At 29.8% G+C, this 14,755-nt stretch carries 15 protein-coding genes, 2 tRNA genes, 1 rRNA gene and 1 riboswitch; of the genes, 6 read left to right on the top strand and 12 right to left on the bottom strand.

Translation table 11 applies throughout. The features are described 5' to 3' along the window. Positions 1 to 117 precede the first annotated feature (117 nt). Together DIC82_06720 and DIC82_06715 are read right to left on the bottom strand one after the other, a co-directional pair. A 16S ribosomal RNA gene (locus tag DIC82_06720) occupies positions 118 to 1,629 on the bottom strand. A 721-nt stretch (positions 1,630 to 2,350) separates the two neighbouring features. Beyond that, positions 2,351 to 2,425 (bottom strand) — tRNA-Trp (locus DIC82_06715). A 326-nt stretch (positions 2,426 to 2,751) separates the two neighbouring features. Here DIC82_06715 and DIC82_06710 point away from each other — a divergent pair. Further along, entirely contained in the window at positions 2,752 to 3,819 is a 1,068-nt protein-coding gene (locus tag DIC82_06710; protein ID AWK50722.1) for a nitronate monooxygenase, read from the top strand. Between the two features lie 95 nt (positions 3,820 to 3,914). Here DIC82_06710 and DIC82_06705 read toward each other — a convergent pair whose 3' ends face one another. From DIC82_06705 to DIC82_06690, 4 genes are all read right to left on the bottom strand, one after another. Beyond that, positions 3,915 to 4,295 carry a regulator gene (locus DIC82_06705; protein ID AWK50721.1) on the bottom strand — a complete coding sequence of 127 codons (381 nt, stop codon included), beginning with the start codon at positions 4,293 to 4,295 and terminating at the stop codon, positions 3,915 to 3,917. A gap of 216 nt (positions 4,296 to 4,511) precedes the next feature. Next, positions 4,512 to 4,925, bottom strand: coding sequence for a hypothetical protein (locus DIC82_06700; protein AWK50720.1), 414 nt, complete (start codon positions 4,923 to 4,925; stop codon positions 4,512 to 4,514). Positions 4,926 to 5,258: 333 nt separating this feature from the next. Then, positions 5,259 to 5,333 (bottom strand) — tRNA-Trp (locus DIC82_06695). A 136-nt stretch (positions 5,334 to 5,469) separates the two neighbouring features. Beyond that, the gene (locus DIC82_06690) at positions 5,470 to 6,372 is read right to left on the bottom strand and encodes an ABC transporter substrate-binding protein (protein AWK50719.1); all 903 of its coding nucleotides are present in this window, start codon (positions 6,370 to 6,372) and stop codon (positions 5,470 to 5,472) included. Positions 6,373 to 6,692: 320 nt separating this feature from the next. On the opposite strand from DIC82_06690, the gene DIC82_06685 reads away from it, so the two are divergent. The 3 genes from DIC82_06685 to rimI are packed head-to-tail and all read left to right on the top strand — an operon-like array spanning position 6,693 to position 8,349. Continuing rightward, positions 6,693 to 7,154 (top strand): tRNA (adenosine(37)-N6)-threonylcarbamoyltransferase complex ATPase subunit type 1 TsaE, encoded by a 462-nt coding sequence (locus DIC82_06685; protein AWK50718.1) that lies wholly within the window; start codon positions 6,693 to 6,695, stop codon positions 7,152 to 7,154. Beyond that, positions 7,151 to 7,903: a tRNA (adenosine(37)-N6)-threonylcarbamoyltransferase complex dimerization subunit type 1 TsaB gene (gene tsaB / locus DIC82_06680; protein ID AWK50717.1), complete on the top strand. Its 753-nt coding sequence runs from the start codon at positions 7,151 to 7,153 to the stop codon at positions 7,901 to 7,903. Before DIC82_06685 ends, tsaB begins: the two co-directional genes overlap by 4 nt. A 2-nt stretch (positions 7,904 to 7,905) precedes the next feature. After that, positions 7,906 to 8,349: a ribosomal-protein-alanine N-acetyltransferase gene (gene rimI, locus DIC82_06675; GenBank protein ID AWK50716.1), complete on the top strand. Its 444-nt coding sequence runs from the start codon at positions 7,906 to 7,908 to the stop codon at positions 8,347 to 8,349. Positions 8,350 to 8,557: 208 nt separating this feature from the next. Here rimI and DIC82_06670 read toward each other — a convergent pair whose 3' ends face one another. The 5 genes from DIC82_06670 to DIC82_06650 form a co-directional block, all read right to left on the bottom strand. Further along, positions 8,558 to 9,322 carry a DeoR/GlpR transcriptional regulator gene (locus DIC82_06670; GenBank protein ID AWK50715.1) on the bottom strand — a complete coding sequence of 255 codons (765 nt, stop codon included), beginning with the start codon at positions 9,320 to 9,322 and terminating at the stop codon, positions 8,558 to 8,560. Positions 9,323 to 9,634: 312 nt separating this feature from the next. After that, on the bottom strand, positions 9,635 to 9,793 hold the full coding sequence (locus DIC82_06665) for a rubredoxin (protein AWK50714.1): 159 nt from the start codon (positions 9,791 to 9,793) through the stop codon (positions 9,635 to 9,637). 114 nt (positions 9,794 to 9,907) lie between these two features. Then, positions 9,908 to 11,095 carry an MBL fold hydrolase gene (locus DIC82_06660; protein AWK50713.1) on the bottom strand — a complete coding sequence of 396 codons (1,188 nt, stop codon included), beginning with the start codon at positions 11,093 to 11,095 and terminating at the stop codon, positions 9,908 to 9,910. Between the two features lie 379 nt (positions 11,096 to 11,474). Beyond that, positions 11,475 to 12,059 carry an ECF transporter S component gene (locus DIC82_06655; protein ID AWK50712.1) on the bottom strand — a complete coding sequence of 195 codons (585 nt, stop codon included), beginning with the start codon at positions 12,057 to 12,059 and terminating at the stop codon, positions 11,475 to 11,477. 174 nt (positions 12,060 to 12,233) lie between these two features. Further along, positions 12,234 to 12,350, bottom strand: a riboswitch (FMN riboswitch). A 150-nt stretch (positions 12,351 to 12,500) separates the two neighbouring features. Then, positions 12,501 to 12,890: a bacteriohemerythrin gene (locus DIC82_06650; protein AWK50711.1), complete on the bottom strand. Its 390-nt coding sequence runs from the start codon at positions 12,888 to 12,890 to the stop codon at positions 12,501 to 12,503. Between the two features lie 90 nt (positions 12,891 to 12,980). Between DIC82_06650 and DIC82_06645 the strand changes: the two genes are divergently transcribed. Together DIC82_06645 and DIC82_06640 are read left to right on the top strand one after the other, a co-directional pair. After that, a complete protein-coding gene (locus tag DIC82_06645; protein ID AWK53042.1) occupies positions 12,981 to 13,208 on the top strand; it encodes a hypothetical protein in 228 nt (75 codons plus the stop codon). Further along, a complete protein-coding gene (locus tag DIC82_06640; protein AWK50710.1) occupies positions 13,180 to 13,506 on the top strand; it encodes a hypothetical protein in 327 nt (108 codons plus the stop codon). Before DIC82_06645 ends, DIC82_06640 begins: the two co-directional genes overlap by 29 nt. Positions 13,507 to 13,548: 42 nt before the next feature. Here the strand turns inward: DIC82_06640 and DIC82_06635 are convergent, their stop codons facing one another. Then, positions 13,549 to 14,493: an FAD:protein FMN transferase gene (locus DIC82_06635; GenBank protein ID AWK53041.1), complete on the bottom strand. Its 945-nt coding sequence runs from the start codon at positions 14,491 to 14,493 to the stop codon at positions 13,549 to 13,551. Positions 14,494 to 14,755: the final 262 nt, after the last annotated feature.

The raw sequence follows: 14,755 nt of genomic DNA, 5'->3' as shown, positions 1-14,755 counted from the left end.
TTTCAAAATTGAACAGAATATAAGTAACATTTAAGCAACCTGTCGAGTAAGTATTTTATTTTTGATACATAAATGTATCTGTACTAGTCAGACATCATGCTGAACTAGATTTCTCCATAGAAAGGAGGTGATCCAGCCGCAGGTTCTCCTACGGCTACCTTGTTACGACTTCACCCCAATCGCTGACCCTACCTTAGGTCGCTGCCTCCTTGCGGTTAGCTCACGAACTTTGGGTATTGCCAACTCTCATGGTGTGACGGGCGGTGTGTACAAGGCCCGGGAACGTATTCACCGCGACATTCTGATTCGCGATTACTAGCAACTCCAGCTTCATGTAGGCGAGTTTCAGCCTACAATCCGAACTGAGACTGGTTTTGAAGTTTGGCTCCACCTCGCGGTATCGCATCTCTCTGTACCAGCCATTGTAGCACGTGTGTAGCCCTAGACATAAGGGGCATGATGATTTGACGTCATCCCCACCTTCCTCCCGGTTAACCCGGGCAGTCTCGCTAGAGTGCTCAACTAAATGGTAGCAACTAACAATAAGGGTTGCGCTCGTTGCGGGACTTAACCCAACATCTCACGACACGAGCTGACGACAACCATGCACCACCTGTCTTCCTGTCACCGAAGTGACTTCCTCGATTAAGAGTAATTCAGGAGATGTCAAGTCTAGGTAAGGTTCTTCGCGTTGCTTCGAATTAAACCACATGCTCCGCTGCTTGTGCGGGCCCCCGTCAATTCCTTTGAGTTTTAATCTTGCGACCGTACTCCCCAGGCGGAATACTTAATGCGTTAGCGGCGGCACGGAGGTCATGACAACCCCCACACCTAGTATTCATCGTTTACGGCGTGGACTACCAGGGTATCTAATCCTGTTTGCTCCCCACGCTTTCGAGCCTCAGTGTCAGTTACAGTCCAGAAAGTCGCCTTCGCCACTGGTATTCTTCCTAATCTCTACGCATTTCACCGCTACACTAGGAATTCTACTTTCCTCTCCTGCACTCTAGATATCCAGTTTGGAATGCAGCACTCAGGTTAAGCCCGAGTATTTCACATCCCACTTAAATATCCACCTACGCTCCCTTTACGCCCAGTAAATCCGGACAACGCTTGCCACCTACGTATTACCGCGGCTGCTGGCACGTAGTTAGCCGTGGCTTCCTCCTTGGGTACCGTCATTATCGTCCCCAAAGACAGAGTTTTACAATCCGAAGACCGTCATCACTCACGCGGCGTTGCTGCATCAGGGTTTCCCCCATTGTGCAATATTCCCCACTGCTGCCTCCCGTAGGAGTCTGGGCCGTGTCTCAGTCCCAATGTGGCCGATCACCCTCTCAGGTCGGCTACGCATCGTCGCCTTGGTGAGCCGTTACCTCACCAACTAGCTAATGCGACGCGGGTCCATCTCATAGCGGATTGCTCCTTTAATTGCTGTTTCATGCGAAACTACAATCTTATGCGGTATTAATCTTCCTTTCGGAAGGCTATTCCCCTCTATGAGGCAGGTTACCCACGTGTTACTCACCCGTCCGCCGCTAATCCGCTCCCGAAGGAGCTTCATCGCTCGACTTGCATGTGTTAAGCACGCCGCCAGCGTTCGTCCTGAGCCAGGATCAAACTCTCAATAAAAAGTTTAATCTTAGCTTACTCAAATAAAAATTGCTGGTTTACTTAAATGTACTTATATTATTCTGTTCAATTTTCAAAGACCATTTTCTTTCACAACTTTCGTTGTAACTATTTGTTTTTCTTTGTCGCAATCAAGCAACTCACTTAGTGTATCACTTGGTTTCAATCTTGTCAACAACTTTTTTTAAATCTTTCAAACTCCTATATTTCAAAGGGTTCTTATTAAATTCTTTTAAGTTGTTTGTGTCTCTTTGCGACGTCTTTTATCTTAACACTTTATATTTATCGAAACCATTAAAATAACTATTGTTTTTGCACTTTAAATTCATAATTCTATATTATTCTCTATTTTATTCCCTTTAATGCATATTGATACACTAGAAGCAGTTGTCTTGTAAATACACTCGTTTAATTGATTTTGTATGAGTATTTATACTTTATTTTGACCAAATCATATTTAATGCATTCAAAATTACTAAACTTAACTACTAAATATACTTAAGTTAAAAGCCTTTAATTACTGCTTATAATGAAATTAACCATTTCACTAAATATATCATCTATGATTTTAACTACATTATATTTTTTCATATATTTCTTATTATATATGAAACTCTAATAACAAATTATGTTTTTCTGTTTTCTCTAAGGATTATCCGCACATTATAATTTAATAGAGTATAAAAAAAAGCCGTAGTACAACGTACTACAACCTTTGTGGCAGGGGCACTAGGATTCGAACCTAGAATCAATGGTTTTGGAGACCACTACTCTACCGTTGAGCCATACCCCTAAGACATCTAATATTGTATCATGCATTTATAGTTTATGTCAACAAGTATAGAAATTAAATTTATTAAATCTTAAACTGTAATTAATCACACTAAATAACTTAATTAAGCATTATAAAAGAACATTTATTATACATACATAAAAATAGCAAGACCGTATACTAGTATATTTTTATCATTACTTTATTTCATATTCCTAATAAAACAGCACTTTTTTAAAATTCTCCTTGTTTAAGTACCAATATTATTTTATAATATAGTAAAATAAAATGCTTTGATTGTCAAAATATTTTATTATCGAATTTTCTCGTGAAAGGATATATGTAAAATGAATTTTAATTCACTTAAAATTGGAAATTTAATTGCTCCTATTCCTATTATTCAAGGAGGAATGGGCATTGGTGTTTCATCTTCTAAATTAGCTTCTGCTGTTGCAAATGCTGGTGGCATTGGAATTATTTCCGCTGCTCAACTTGGTTATAATGAAGATGATTTTATAAAAAACCCTGTAGAATCAAATTTGAAAGCTTTAAAAAAACACATTGCTCTAGCAAAAGCTAAAGCACCAAACGGCATAATAGGTATCAATGTCATGGTTGCAACTAATTTTTATGAAGAACATATAAAAGCTGCAATAGAGGCAGGAATTGATTTAATAATTTCTGGTGCAGGACTTCCTACCATGTTGCCTAAAATAGTTAAAGGAACTTCTGTAAAAATCGCACCTATTGTTTCTACTTTAAAAGCTGCCAAAGTAATATTAAAGCTTTGGGATAAACATAATAATGTAGCTCCAGACCTCATTGTAATTGAAGGTCCGAAGGCTGGTGGTCATTTAGGATTTAAATTAGAAGAATTAGAAAATGAAAATTTTGATTTTGATAGAACTGTTATAGATATAATAGATGAAACAAAAAAATATGCTGAAAAATATAATAAAGAAATTCCTGTTGTAGTTGCTGGAGGAATTTTTGACGGATATGATATTGCTAAGTATCTTAAACTTGGTGCTAGCGGTGTTCAAATGGCAACAAGATTCGTAGTAACTGAAGAATGTGATGCTTCACAAGCATTTAAAGACGCATATTTAAATTGTTCAAATGAGGATGTTCAAATAGTTAAAAGTCCTGTAGGAATGCCTGGGCGTGCTATTAAAAATCCTTTTGTTAAAAGAACTCTTGTTGAAAGAGAAAAAATAACTCATTGCTACAATTGTTTAACGCCTTGTAATCCTGCTAATACTCCTTATTGTATAAGTAAAGCTCTAATAAATGCAGTAAACGGCAATGTTGATGAAGGACTTATCTTTTGTGGAGAAAATGCTAGCAGACTTACAAAAATGACTACTGTTAAAGAGCTTATGGACGAATTAGTTCTAGAAATAAAGAAAGCTTAATTTTTTAAAGTGTACTATTGTAAAGACAAACTTTGCAATAGTACACTTTTACTTTTTTATGAAATTGTAATATGTATGATCTTAAAATTAATCAATTATGCATTTTTACAAGCAATTACTTCAACTTCACATAAAACTGCTTTCGGAAGTTCTTTTACAGCCACACAAGAACGTGCTGGATTACTTATGAAATATTTAGCGTAAACTTCATTAAACTTGGCAAAATCACTCATATTAGCAATAAAGCAGGTTGTTTTTATAACACTATTAAAATCGATGTTATTAACTTCTAATATAGCTGCAATATTCTTCATAACTTGAGTTGCTTGCTCTTGTATATTTGTACCTACTATTTCACCAGTTGATGGATTTAAAGGTATTTGTCCTGATGTAAATAATAAATCTCCAAAACCTATAGCTTGAGAATATGGTCCAATAGCTGCTGGAGCTTTATCCGTTTTTGTTACTTTTAACATCTTTTAATTTCCCCAATCAAAATAAATTTTATCTTAAATCCTATGATAGCAATATTAAGTAAATATGTCGATATGTAAATAGTCAGTGTTTCTTTAAAAAATAACAAATCAGTATACAAGTATATTTTGTATCATACTTCCTCTTCTTGCATGAAATATACTTTATTTTGATTTGTTATCTTTTCTTTAATATGCCTAATTTGTATTAAATATATCTTATAGAGAATAATCTATAATTGCATGCCCATTGCAGTTAGGCTTATTTGAATATATATAAACTGTAATAGTTGTTTCATGCCAAAAACTTGTATTTATAATACATGATACTTCTTGATTTGCTCTAATACCATCCCATTTACCACCGCCACCATCTGAAGATCGAATATTTACAGAATAGACTCCATCTCCTGGAACTGTAATCTTTCCACGAAGTTTCACACTTTTCCCAAAACCATGTTGTCTTGTTATATATTTATACGTACCATTATTGTTAAAAACAAAATCAAAACCTGTAGAATGTCTAATTTCATCAACATTTTTTTTTGACATAGCTACCAAGCTTGCTGTATTAAGATCATTTTCATAAGTTTCATTTGAATCTTCAAATATCCTTTCAAATATTCCCTTCATTAAAAATCAGCCCCTATAATTTTTTATAATTAATTTATATGCACTTAATATATATCTAATATTAATATAAGCAGTAGTCAAAATTCAAATCATTCATTTCTACTTTTCATCAAAATTTGATATTTCCACAAATAATATAATTAGAATCATATATATTATATGAGAGTACTTTCTTATTTAATACTATATAAATATTTAAACGTCTTTTCTAAAATAATTCCCACCCGAATACCATAAATAAATTATGAATACCCTGGTGATCAGCTCTAAAAATATGTCATATAAGAATTTTTTTGCATAAAAAAAATCGTAATACAACGTATTACGATTTTTTGGCAGGGGCACTAGGATTCGAACCTAGAATCAATGGTTTTGGAGACCACTACTCTACCGTTGAGCCATACCCCTAAGACAATAATGATTATATAACACATTTATAAATAAATCAATAAGTTTTTTATTCTATCAATGTAAACTTAAATATAATATTATTATGTAGATACCAAAAGTTAAAATTATTATACTCTTCATATCTATATTTAAGTTATGTTATATTGCTTAAATCCGTAACTTCTTTTGTTTTTGCCCATTTCGATAATTCATTTATATTATATAAAATTAAATCATCAAAAGACATATCTCCATAATATTTCCATAGTTTTATTGTATTATATCCTGATAAATTAATTTTTGTTCCTTGTTCTCCATCCACTATAATAATAACTTTTTTAGGATTTAAATTATTAATCTTTATAAATTCAGCTACTTCATGATTATCAAGCTCAATTGTATTTAAATTTAGAGATTTAGTTAAATAGTCAAAATCATTGTTTAATGTTATAAATTTATACTCATCAAGTAGTTTTATTTTATCTACATATTTTTTTATATTTTCATCAAATTGTTTAATAGATTCATTATAATTTTCTTCGTAATAATCCCTATTTTGTGGATCTTTATCTTGTATAGCTGCCTTTACATTATATAATGATATCTTATATTCTTCTATACCTTCGAAATAATAAGGATTTTCTTTAGAATTCCCATCATAAGTATAATTAAAAAGTCTGACTCCTCTAGCTAAGTTTATTATGCCAAGATTCCCCTTCTTTAATTCATCAATAAATGAATTGCTCCAAGGTTCAAATGAAGTACCTGAATATATAAATAAATCCATATTTGATATGTTTCTTAAAACATCTTCACTATATTTAAATTCACTAATTTCTTTTTCATTAGTAAACATATATTCTACATTATTCTTTTCCTTTATAATTTTCTTAACCATATAATACTGTGGTTTATTAACTGTCATTATATTTAAATACTCATCTCTGTTTTCAGTCCTATTCTTTTCAGTATTAGCTAATAAAGGGCTTGAAAATAAACTCATACCAAAAGACAATGCAATAGTTATTATCACCATCGCAAAGGTAATTTTCTTCAAAAATAAGTCACCTCCAAAATTCAACTACTTATCTTTATATTTTAATTATTATATATTACTTTTCTTATTAATCTGTTAATTTAGTTTAGTATACATTTGATTTTATTATACCAACTAATTCAAAATAAATATATACAAATTTATTTTATTATTTTTGTATATACCTTATTAATAATTTGCTTTTATAGATTTTTGATATAAAATAAAAGAATGAGAATTTATATGCTTATTTTTATTATATATTGCTAAAATACAAAATCAAATTATTTATTAAATTTTCTAAATGTAAAATCTAAATTCTCATTTAAAGGAGGCATTTCATGCAATTTGAAGTTTATAGTGTTCATGACACTACTCAATTAGGAATTAAATTAGGTGAATTATTGAAACCCGGCGATATAATTTGTTTAACTGGAGATTTAGGCACTGGTAAAACCCATATTACAAAAGGAATTGCAAAGGGTTTATGCATAAATGATAATATTACTAGTCCAACCTTTACAATTGTTAATGAATATGAAGGTGGCAGATTAAAGCTTAATCATTTTGATGTTTATAGAGTAAGTGATCCTGATGAAATTTATGCAATTGGATTTGATGATTATATATTTTCAGATGCAGTATCTATTATAGAGTGGGCAAATTATATAGAAGAAATTCTACCAAAGGATTTACTTCATATAAAAATAGAAAAAGACTTTGCTATCGGCGAAGATTATAGAAAAATAACTTTAACTCCGTATGGAGAAAGATATGATTATATAAAGGAGTTGAAATTATGATTATACTTGCTGTAGACTCATCTTCAAAGGTTGCAACTGTTGCCTTAATTAAGGATGAGAAATTACTTGGAGAAATTACTTTAAATGATAAGAAAGAACACTCTGTAATATTAATGACTATAATTCAAGATTTATTGATTGATAATAGTTTAAGTATAGATGATATTGATGGTTATGTTGTTTCTAAAGGACCTGGTTCTTTCACAGGACTTAGAATAGGTATGGCAACAATCAAAGGTCTAAGCTTCGGAAGTAGTAAACCCTATGTTAGTGTATCTAGTTTAGATGCCCTGGCACTCAGTGCATCTAATTTTGATGGACTTATCTGTCCTATAATGGATGCTTTAAGAAATAGTGTGTATACTTCACTATACAAGGGACATTCAACTTTTTTTGATTGTAATAATGAATCAGAAAGTTCTGATTTGAAACATGAATTACCAATTACATTAGAAAAACTTTTAGACTATTCTGCATTAGATATTGATGAACTTCTAGAAATAATCAAAGCTAAAAAAGAAAAAGTTATCTTTATTGGTGATGGGGTAGAAAAATATAAAGATTATTTAATTAAAAATTGTCCAAATTGTTATTTCCCACCTAATCATCTTAATTTAGTTCGTGCTTCTTCTTTAGGTGAGTTAGGTAGTATATTGTTAAAAAATGGTGACTTTGACGATCCAAACTCCACTCCATTTTACTTGAAAAAGCCACAAGCTGAAAGAGAATATGAGCAAAGGATGAAATAAAGATGAATATAATTATCGATTTTATGAAAGAGGAAGATATTGATGAGATTTTAGATATTAGCGCATTAAGTTTTTCTATTTGTTGGAGCAAGAATTCTTATCTACAAGAATTAACAAATCCTGTTGCTAAATATCTAGTTGCAAAAATTAATAATAAGGTTGTCGGTTTTGTAGGAACATGGATTGTACTAGATGAGTCTCACATAACTAATATAGCTGTACATCCAAATCATAGAGAACAAGGCATTGCATCTAAACTCCTTGAAGAATTACTTAATTACTGTAAAAATCAAGGATGTATTTCTTATACTCTTGAAGTTAGAAGCAGCAATATTGCTGCTCAATCACTTTATGAGAAACATGGATTTAAACAAAATGGAATTAGAAAAAGATACTATGAAGATAATAACGAAGATGCCATGCTAATGTGTCTAAGAGAACAATAATCATAGATACGTAACGTAAAAATTCTACTTATGCTTATAATACAGATAAATAGTGGGCATGCATTTGTGACCGTTACTTAAGATTTTGATGTAACGTTCACAAATGCATGCCCTATTCTACTTTTGGATATATATATTCAATGTATAAGAGTACCTTCAAATCTGAGTATCAATATTTATGGATAAATGACTATATATGTAAACTGCTTTATATTAGCTCAATTTCATTATTTATTAATATATCCATAATTTGTTCATTAGGTTTTTCATCTGTCATTATTGCATCAATATCATCAATTGCTGCAAATTTATAATTACCATCTACATTGAACTTTTTATTTTCCATAACTAAAAATGTTTTCTTGCTCGATTGTATTATTGTAGCTTTAGTAATTCCATCCTCAATCTCAAAAGTAGTTATACTTTTATCAAAGGCATCAACTCCACAACTACCTATAAATGATTTATCGAATCTATATTTTTTGATAAACTCGTTAGCTGTAGCTCCAATAAATCCATTTAATGATTTATTTAAAACTCCGGCAACTACTACTGCTGTAATATTATTATTTGATTTTGATAAAACATTTGCTATTTCTAACATATTGGTTACCACAGTTATTCTTTTTTGACTTGTTAAAAGAGCTTTTGCTATTAAAATATTGATTGTTGATATATCTAAAAATATAGTTTCTCTATCTTGTATTAATTCTAATGCCTTTTTTGAAATAATAGTTTTTGTTGAAATATCTATTTTTTCTCTTTCTGAGATATCATATAATTGAGATGATTGTCTAACTTGAATTGCCCCACCATAAGTTCTTTCCAAGCTTCCTTTATGTTCTAACTGCTTCAAGTCTTTTCTAATGCAATCTTCTGTCACATTAAATTTTCGACTTAAATCTTTAACCTTAACTTTTCCTTCTATATTAAGTATATTTAATATCTCATCTAATCTTTCCTTTGTAAACATAATGCCATTCTCCTATCTGTTCATTCACTAAAAGCAAATTTACATAAGGCACATTCAAAAAATAATAAATTATATATACACATATCTTTGACTCTTTATTTTCTTCCATATGCCTAAATTAATATACTAATTATATTCTATATAATACATAATTGAAAAGCAAGAGATTATATCTTGAAATAATACAAAAAAATATAAAACAATATTTAACAATATTTTATTTGTTATAATATATATAAAAGGACTATCAAAATCTAAAAACATTTTGATAGCCCTTTATGATTAATTTTATTCTAAAAATACTTTTTTCTATTATTCTTTTTCAAAATCTGACTTTGGAACTCCGCATAATGGGCAAACCCATTCTTCAGGTACATCCTCAAATTTTGTTCCAGGTTCAACACCGTTGTCAGGATCTCCTACCTCTTCATCATAAATATACCCACATATTGTACAAACGTATTTTTCCATAATATAAATCCTCCCTTAAATTAATAATAATATTAATCAAATATACATATTTTATGAATAATTGTATACTTATTATTACCTATATTAAATTATTCATTTCAATACGTATATAAATTAAAGCTCTTCCACAATACTTTTTCCAAAATCTCTACATCTATTCAATGCTTCTTCATCAGGATTCCATAATTCCCTTATTCCCGAATTAATTGTCTTAATTCCAGCTTTCTCTAATTCTTCTGTAAGTAATTTTACGGCTTCTCCACTCCATCCATAACTACCAAAAGCTGCTCCCTTTTTGTTTTTAAATTTAAAGCCTTTAATCATTTCTATTATTGAAGCTGTTGAAGATAAAATTCCATTATTTATAGTTGATGATCCAATAAGAACTATTTTTGATTTAAATGTTTCTACAATTATATCATTCTTATCACTTTTTGCTGAATTAATAACCTTTACTGTCACATCTTTATTATTAGTTGTTATTCCTTCTGCGATACATTCTGCCATTCTTCTTGTTGCATTCCACATGCTATCATAAATTATCGTGATTTGATTTTCTTGATATTCATTTGCCCATTCCAAGTATTTATTTACTATTTGAATTGGATTATCTCTCCATATTATTCCATGACTTGGACAAATCATATCAATTTGTAAGTTAAGACTCAATATTTCTTCAATTTTCTTTAGAACTTGTTTGCTAAACGGAGTTAAAATATTGGCATAATATTTTAATGCTTCTTGATATAATTCTGCTTGGTCTACTTTATCATTATACATAAATTCCGAAGCATAATGTTGACCAAAACCATCATTACTAAATAATATATTTTCTTCCGATAAATATGTAAACATAGTATCTGGCCAATGAAGCATTGCAGCTTCTATGAAAGTAAGTTTATGCTTACCTAACTCTAATGTATCTCCAGTTTTCACTTCTACAAAGTTCCAATCTTGATGATAATATCCTTTTAATATTCTAACACCAGCTTTAGTACAATAAATTGGAGTATTAGGTATTTCCCTCATAAGTTCTACTAATGCACCACTATGATCAACTTCTGAATGGTTCATAACTATGTAATCAATTTTTTGTATATCTACTTCTTTTTTTAAATTAGTAATAAATTCACTAGTAAATGGTCCCCAAACAGTATCAATAAGTACTGTCTTTTCATCTTTAATTAAGTATGAATTATATGAAGAACCCTTATGTGTAGAATATTCATCTCCATGAAATTTCTTTAATTCCCAGTCAATTTTCCCAACCCAAGTTATAGTATCATTTATTTTAAAACTCATGTTAAAACCCCTTTTCTCCTAAAGTATATATTAATATAATATCAAATTAGGCATTCTTATTCAATATTTATTATTAATTAACTATTGCTTTTCTTAACAATTCTAATTTCAATCTGCAATATGTTATCTTTTAAAATTATTATACATGATTAATCCAGAATTTATGCTATAAAATTTATAAATCACATAAATAAAATTCCTTTATAATTAATATAATTTATATAAGCATTAAAAATAACACTTATTATTCAATTCTATTAAGTAATTTGAATAATAAATTATATGTTTGAATATTTTAATTTTTCCCAAATAAAGAGAAGGCTATGCCAAAATAATCTTTAATTATTTTGAAACAGCCTTCTTTTTTGTTTTATATTTACTATATTGTTTTTCTTTTACTTTCTGGACTACCAAAGTTTGGCTCTGCCTTAAAAATTGAAACTGATACTTTTTTATATACTATATATGTTAATACTGATACAATTAAAGCCTTTATTCCATTAAAAGGTAGTAAGCCTAAAGTTATATATTTGATTGATTCTGCTGGTGACATTTGCATTCCATAAGCTGGTAATAGGAAATAAACATTCGCTACTATTCCTACTATCTCCATGCAAACTGCACCTAAAACCATTCCTAATATTGCACTTTTTTTACTCTTATTTCTGCTATATATAAATGATGCTGGTAATATTAATGCAACTCCAATTAAAAAGTTTGCGGTTTCTCCAACTAATCCTGTTTGTGTTCCTTTTACTAATACTATAAGTACATTTTTTATTAGTTCGATAAGCACTCCTGCTAAAGGTCCAAACCCAAATGCACCTAGTAATGCTGGAACATCACTTAAGTCAATCTTAAGCCATGGAAAAAGTGGTATCACTGGAAAATCAATATACATAAGTATAAGTGCTAATGCTGATAACAAAGAAATTTTAACCATTTTATTTGTGTTTTTATTCATTTTATTTGCCTCCCAAAAGTTATCTTCTTGGGGTAGCTTATTAGGTAATTCATCTTTACTACATTATTATTTTATTGTTTATTGTTATAACAAATTAATTAAAAAGCCCTGATGTAAAAAACATCAGGGCATATGCTACAATAAATAAGAATAAAGAAAATCTTAATTCCTAATAGTTACCTTCTTTCATCCAGACTATACTGTCGGCTTCGGAGTTACACCGAATCAGCTGTGTTAAAGCTCGCGGGCTATACCGCCGGTAGGGATTCACGCCCTGCCCTGAAGATATATTAAATTTATTCTATTATATAACTTTATCATATAATTTGCAATGCATTTTATATAAATCATACACTAAATTTGATTGATTTGTGATAAATTTATGACAGTATAAATACAATTTTTAATTCTTTCATCCATAGTAAACATCTCGCATGAATTTTATTGTACTATAAGCTTATCTGTCTTTAATATATGCTCTATTAACCAATCATTTAAAAAGTTTAAAATTTTTACTAAGCTTTCATCCTGTTTTTCATCAATATCTCTATAATTTACTTCTTCAAGAGCTTTTATAAATTTCTCATGCTCTATCTTTTGAGTAAAAAGTCTTTTATACTCTATGCTTTCCATATATTCTTCTTCTGATTTAAAATGAAAAATAGTATAATCCTTTAATTCTTCTAATATGTGTACTATTTTATCATATTTATCAAGTGAAAAATCATCTTTCAATAACAGATATGCTTTATCAGCTAATTCAAAGAGTTTCTTGTGTTGCTCATCAATAAGCTCTACTCCAATTTTATATTCTTCTTTCATTTCATACATAAATAATACCCTCTTCCTAACTATAATTTTAATTTTGCTCAACCTATTTTTTATTAATATATCATCTTTTTCCTATAAAGTCACTATGAAATACTCTTATCTGAACATAGAGGTGAAGAGCATATAGATGTAAAAACTGAGTATGGATATAATGTAATTAAACTTAAGAATGCATCTATTAGAATTATCGATGGGGATTGCAGAGATGCAATTTGCATAAAATCTGGCTTTATATCAAAACCAGGTCAACTTTTATTCCACATAAATTTATGGAAGTCTCTCAACCTTCATGTACGGTGTTGCGGGAGCAATCCTTAGTTATCTTGTTATGATATGTGTTAACGAACTTGGAAAAGATAAGGTAAGCATAATAGGTGTAAGTGCCACTGGGACTTTATTTTATAATGTAGGCCAATTAATTGTGGCTTCAGTTATAGTCCAAAACATAGCTATAATGCTTTATTTGCCTATACTCGCCATAGCAGGTGTTGGCACAGGAATTTTTATTGGCATAACCGCAAATTTTATAGTTAAACATATGTCTAAACTATCTTACTTTAGAGATATTAATATAAATGAAGATGTTACAAAAAGATTTAAAAAAATTATTTTGTAACATCCTCTAAGTTTATATGATGTTTTATGTATTTATAAATCTCTAATTTGCAAATTCAAAATCTTTGTTTAAGTTTGTAATTCTCTCTTTAAATCCCTCTGATGTATAAACCTTATAATCTGATGTTGTAATCTCACAGGATACTCCTGGCAAACTATCTATTAATTCCAACCCTTTTCCTTGGCCTAATGTAAAAACTGTTGTAGTTAGAAGATCAGATAACATGCCTTTTTCAGGAATATCACAATCTATTACTATTGTATCACTCATAACACCATTATCTACTGGATATCCAGTTTTGGGATCTATAATATGATGGTATCTTCTATTGTCTTTTATAAAACATCTCTCGTAATCACCAGATGTAGATAATGAATCATTAGATAACTTTATTATTCCCATATAAACGTTCTGATCTTCACTTCTAGGATGTTTAATACCAACAGACCACTCATTGTTATCTTTATTTTTACCAAGAGCATAAATAGAACTTGCTCCTAAATTAATAAGCCCATTTTCAATATTATACTTTTTATAAATTTTTAATACCTCGTCAGCAGCAAAACCTTTAGCAATGCCACCTAAATCAATAGCCATTCCCTCTTTTTGAAGCATAACGCTACTATCATTTTCATTAATGCTGATTTTCTCATATCCCACAAATGCTAATTTAGCTTTAATTTCTTCATCTGAAGGTAATCTTTCATTATCTGTACCGATGCCCCATAAATTTATTATTGGACCTATTGTAATATCCCATGCTCCATCACTTAATTTTGAATATTTTATAGAAGTTTCTATCATTTTTAAAGTTTCAGGATGAACTTCTACATAATTCCTTCCTGAAGAACTATTGATTTTATAAACATCACTAGTACTTATGCTAGCACTTGCCATTTCATTAATTTCATCTAATCTTTTAAAACTCTCTTCAACTGCTTCTTTTGATTTTTCACCATTAGCACTTAATGTTACTGCTGTATCCATTACTATATTACTTTTTTCGTAATATTTATTTTTTTGACTTGCACATGAACTGCAAATTAAAATAGTTAAAATATAAGTTGTTAATACACATATAATCTTCTTCAACTGTTATTAGCCTCCAATCACTTCTCAATGCACAGTGAACAATACACACTTCATAATTTATTGTACATGTATTTGTTTCTTAATTGTGAATTTTAAAATAAAATAACAGACCAAAATATACACATGTTGATCTGTTATCTTTTGAATATGATTTAAT

Source organism: Clostridium beijerinckii, from assembly GCA_003129525.1.
GTDB lineage: Bacteria > Bacillota > Clostridia > Clostridiales > Clostridiaceae > Clostridium > Clostridium beijerinckii_D.
The sequence above is the reverse complement of the archived record's forward strand: the minus strand, read 5'-3'. Positions and strand labels throughout refer to the sequence as shown.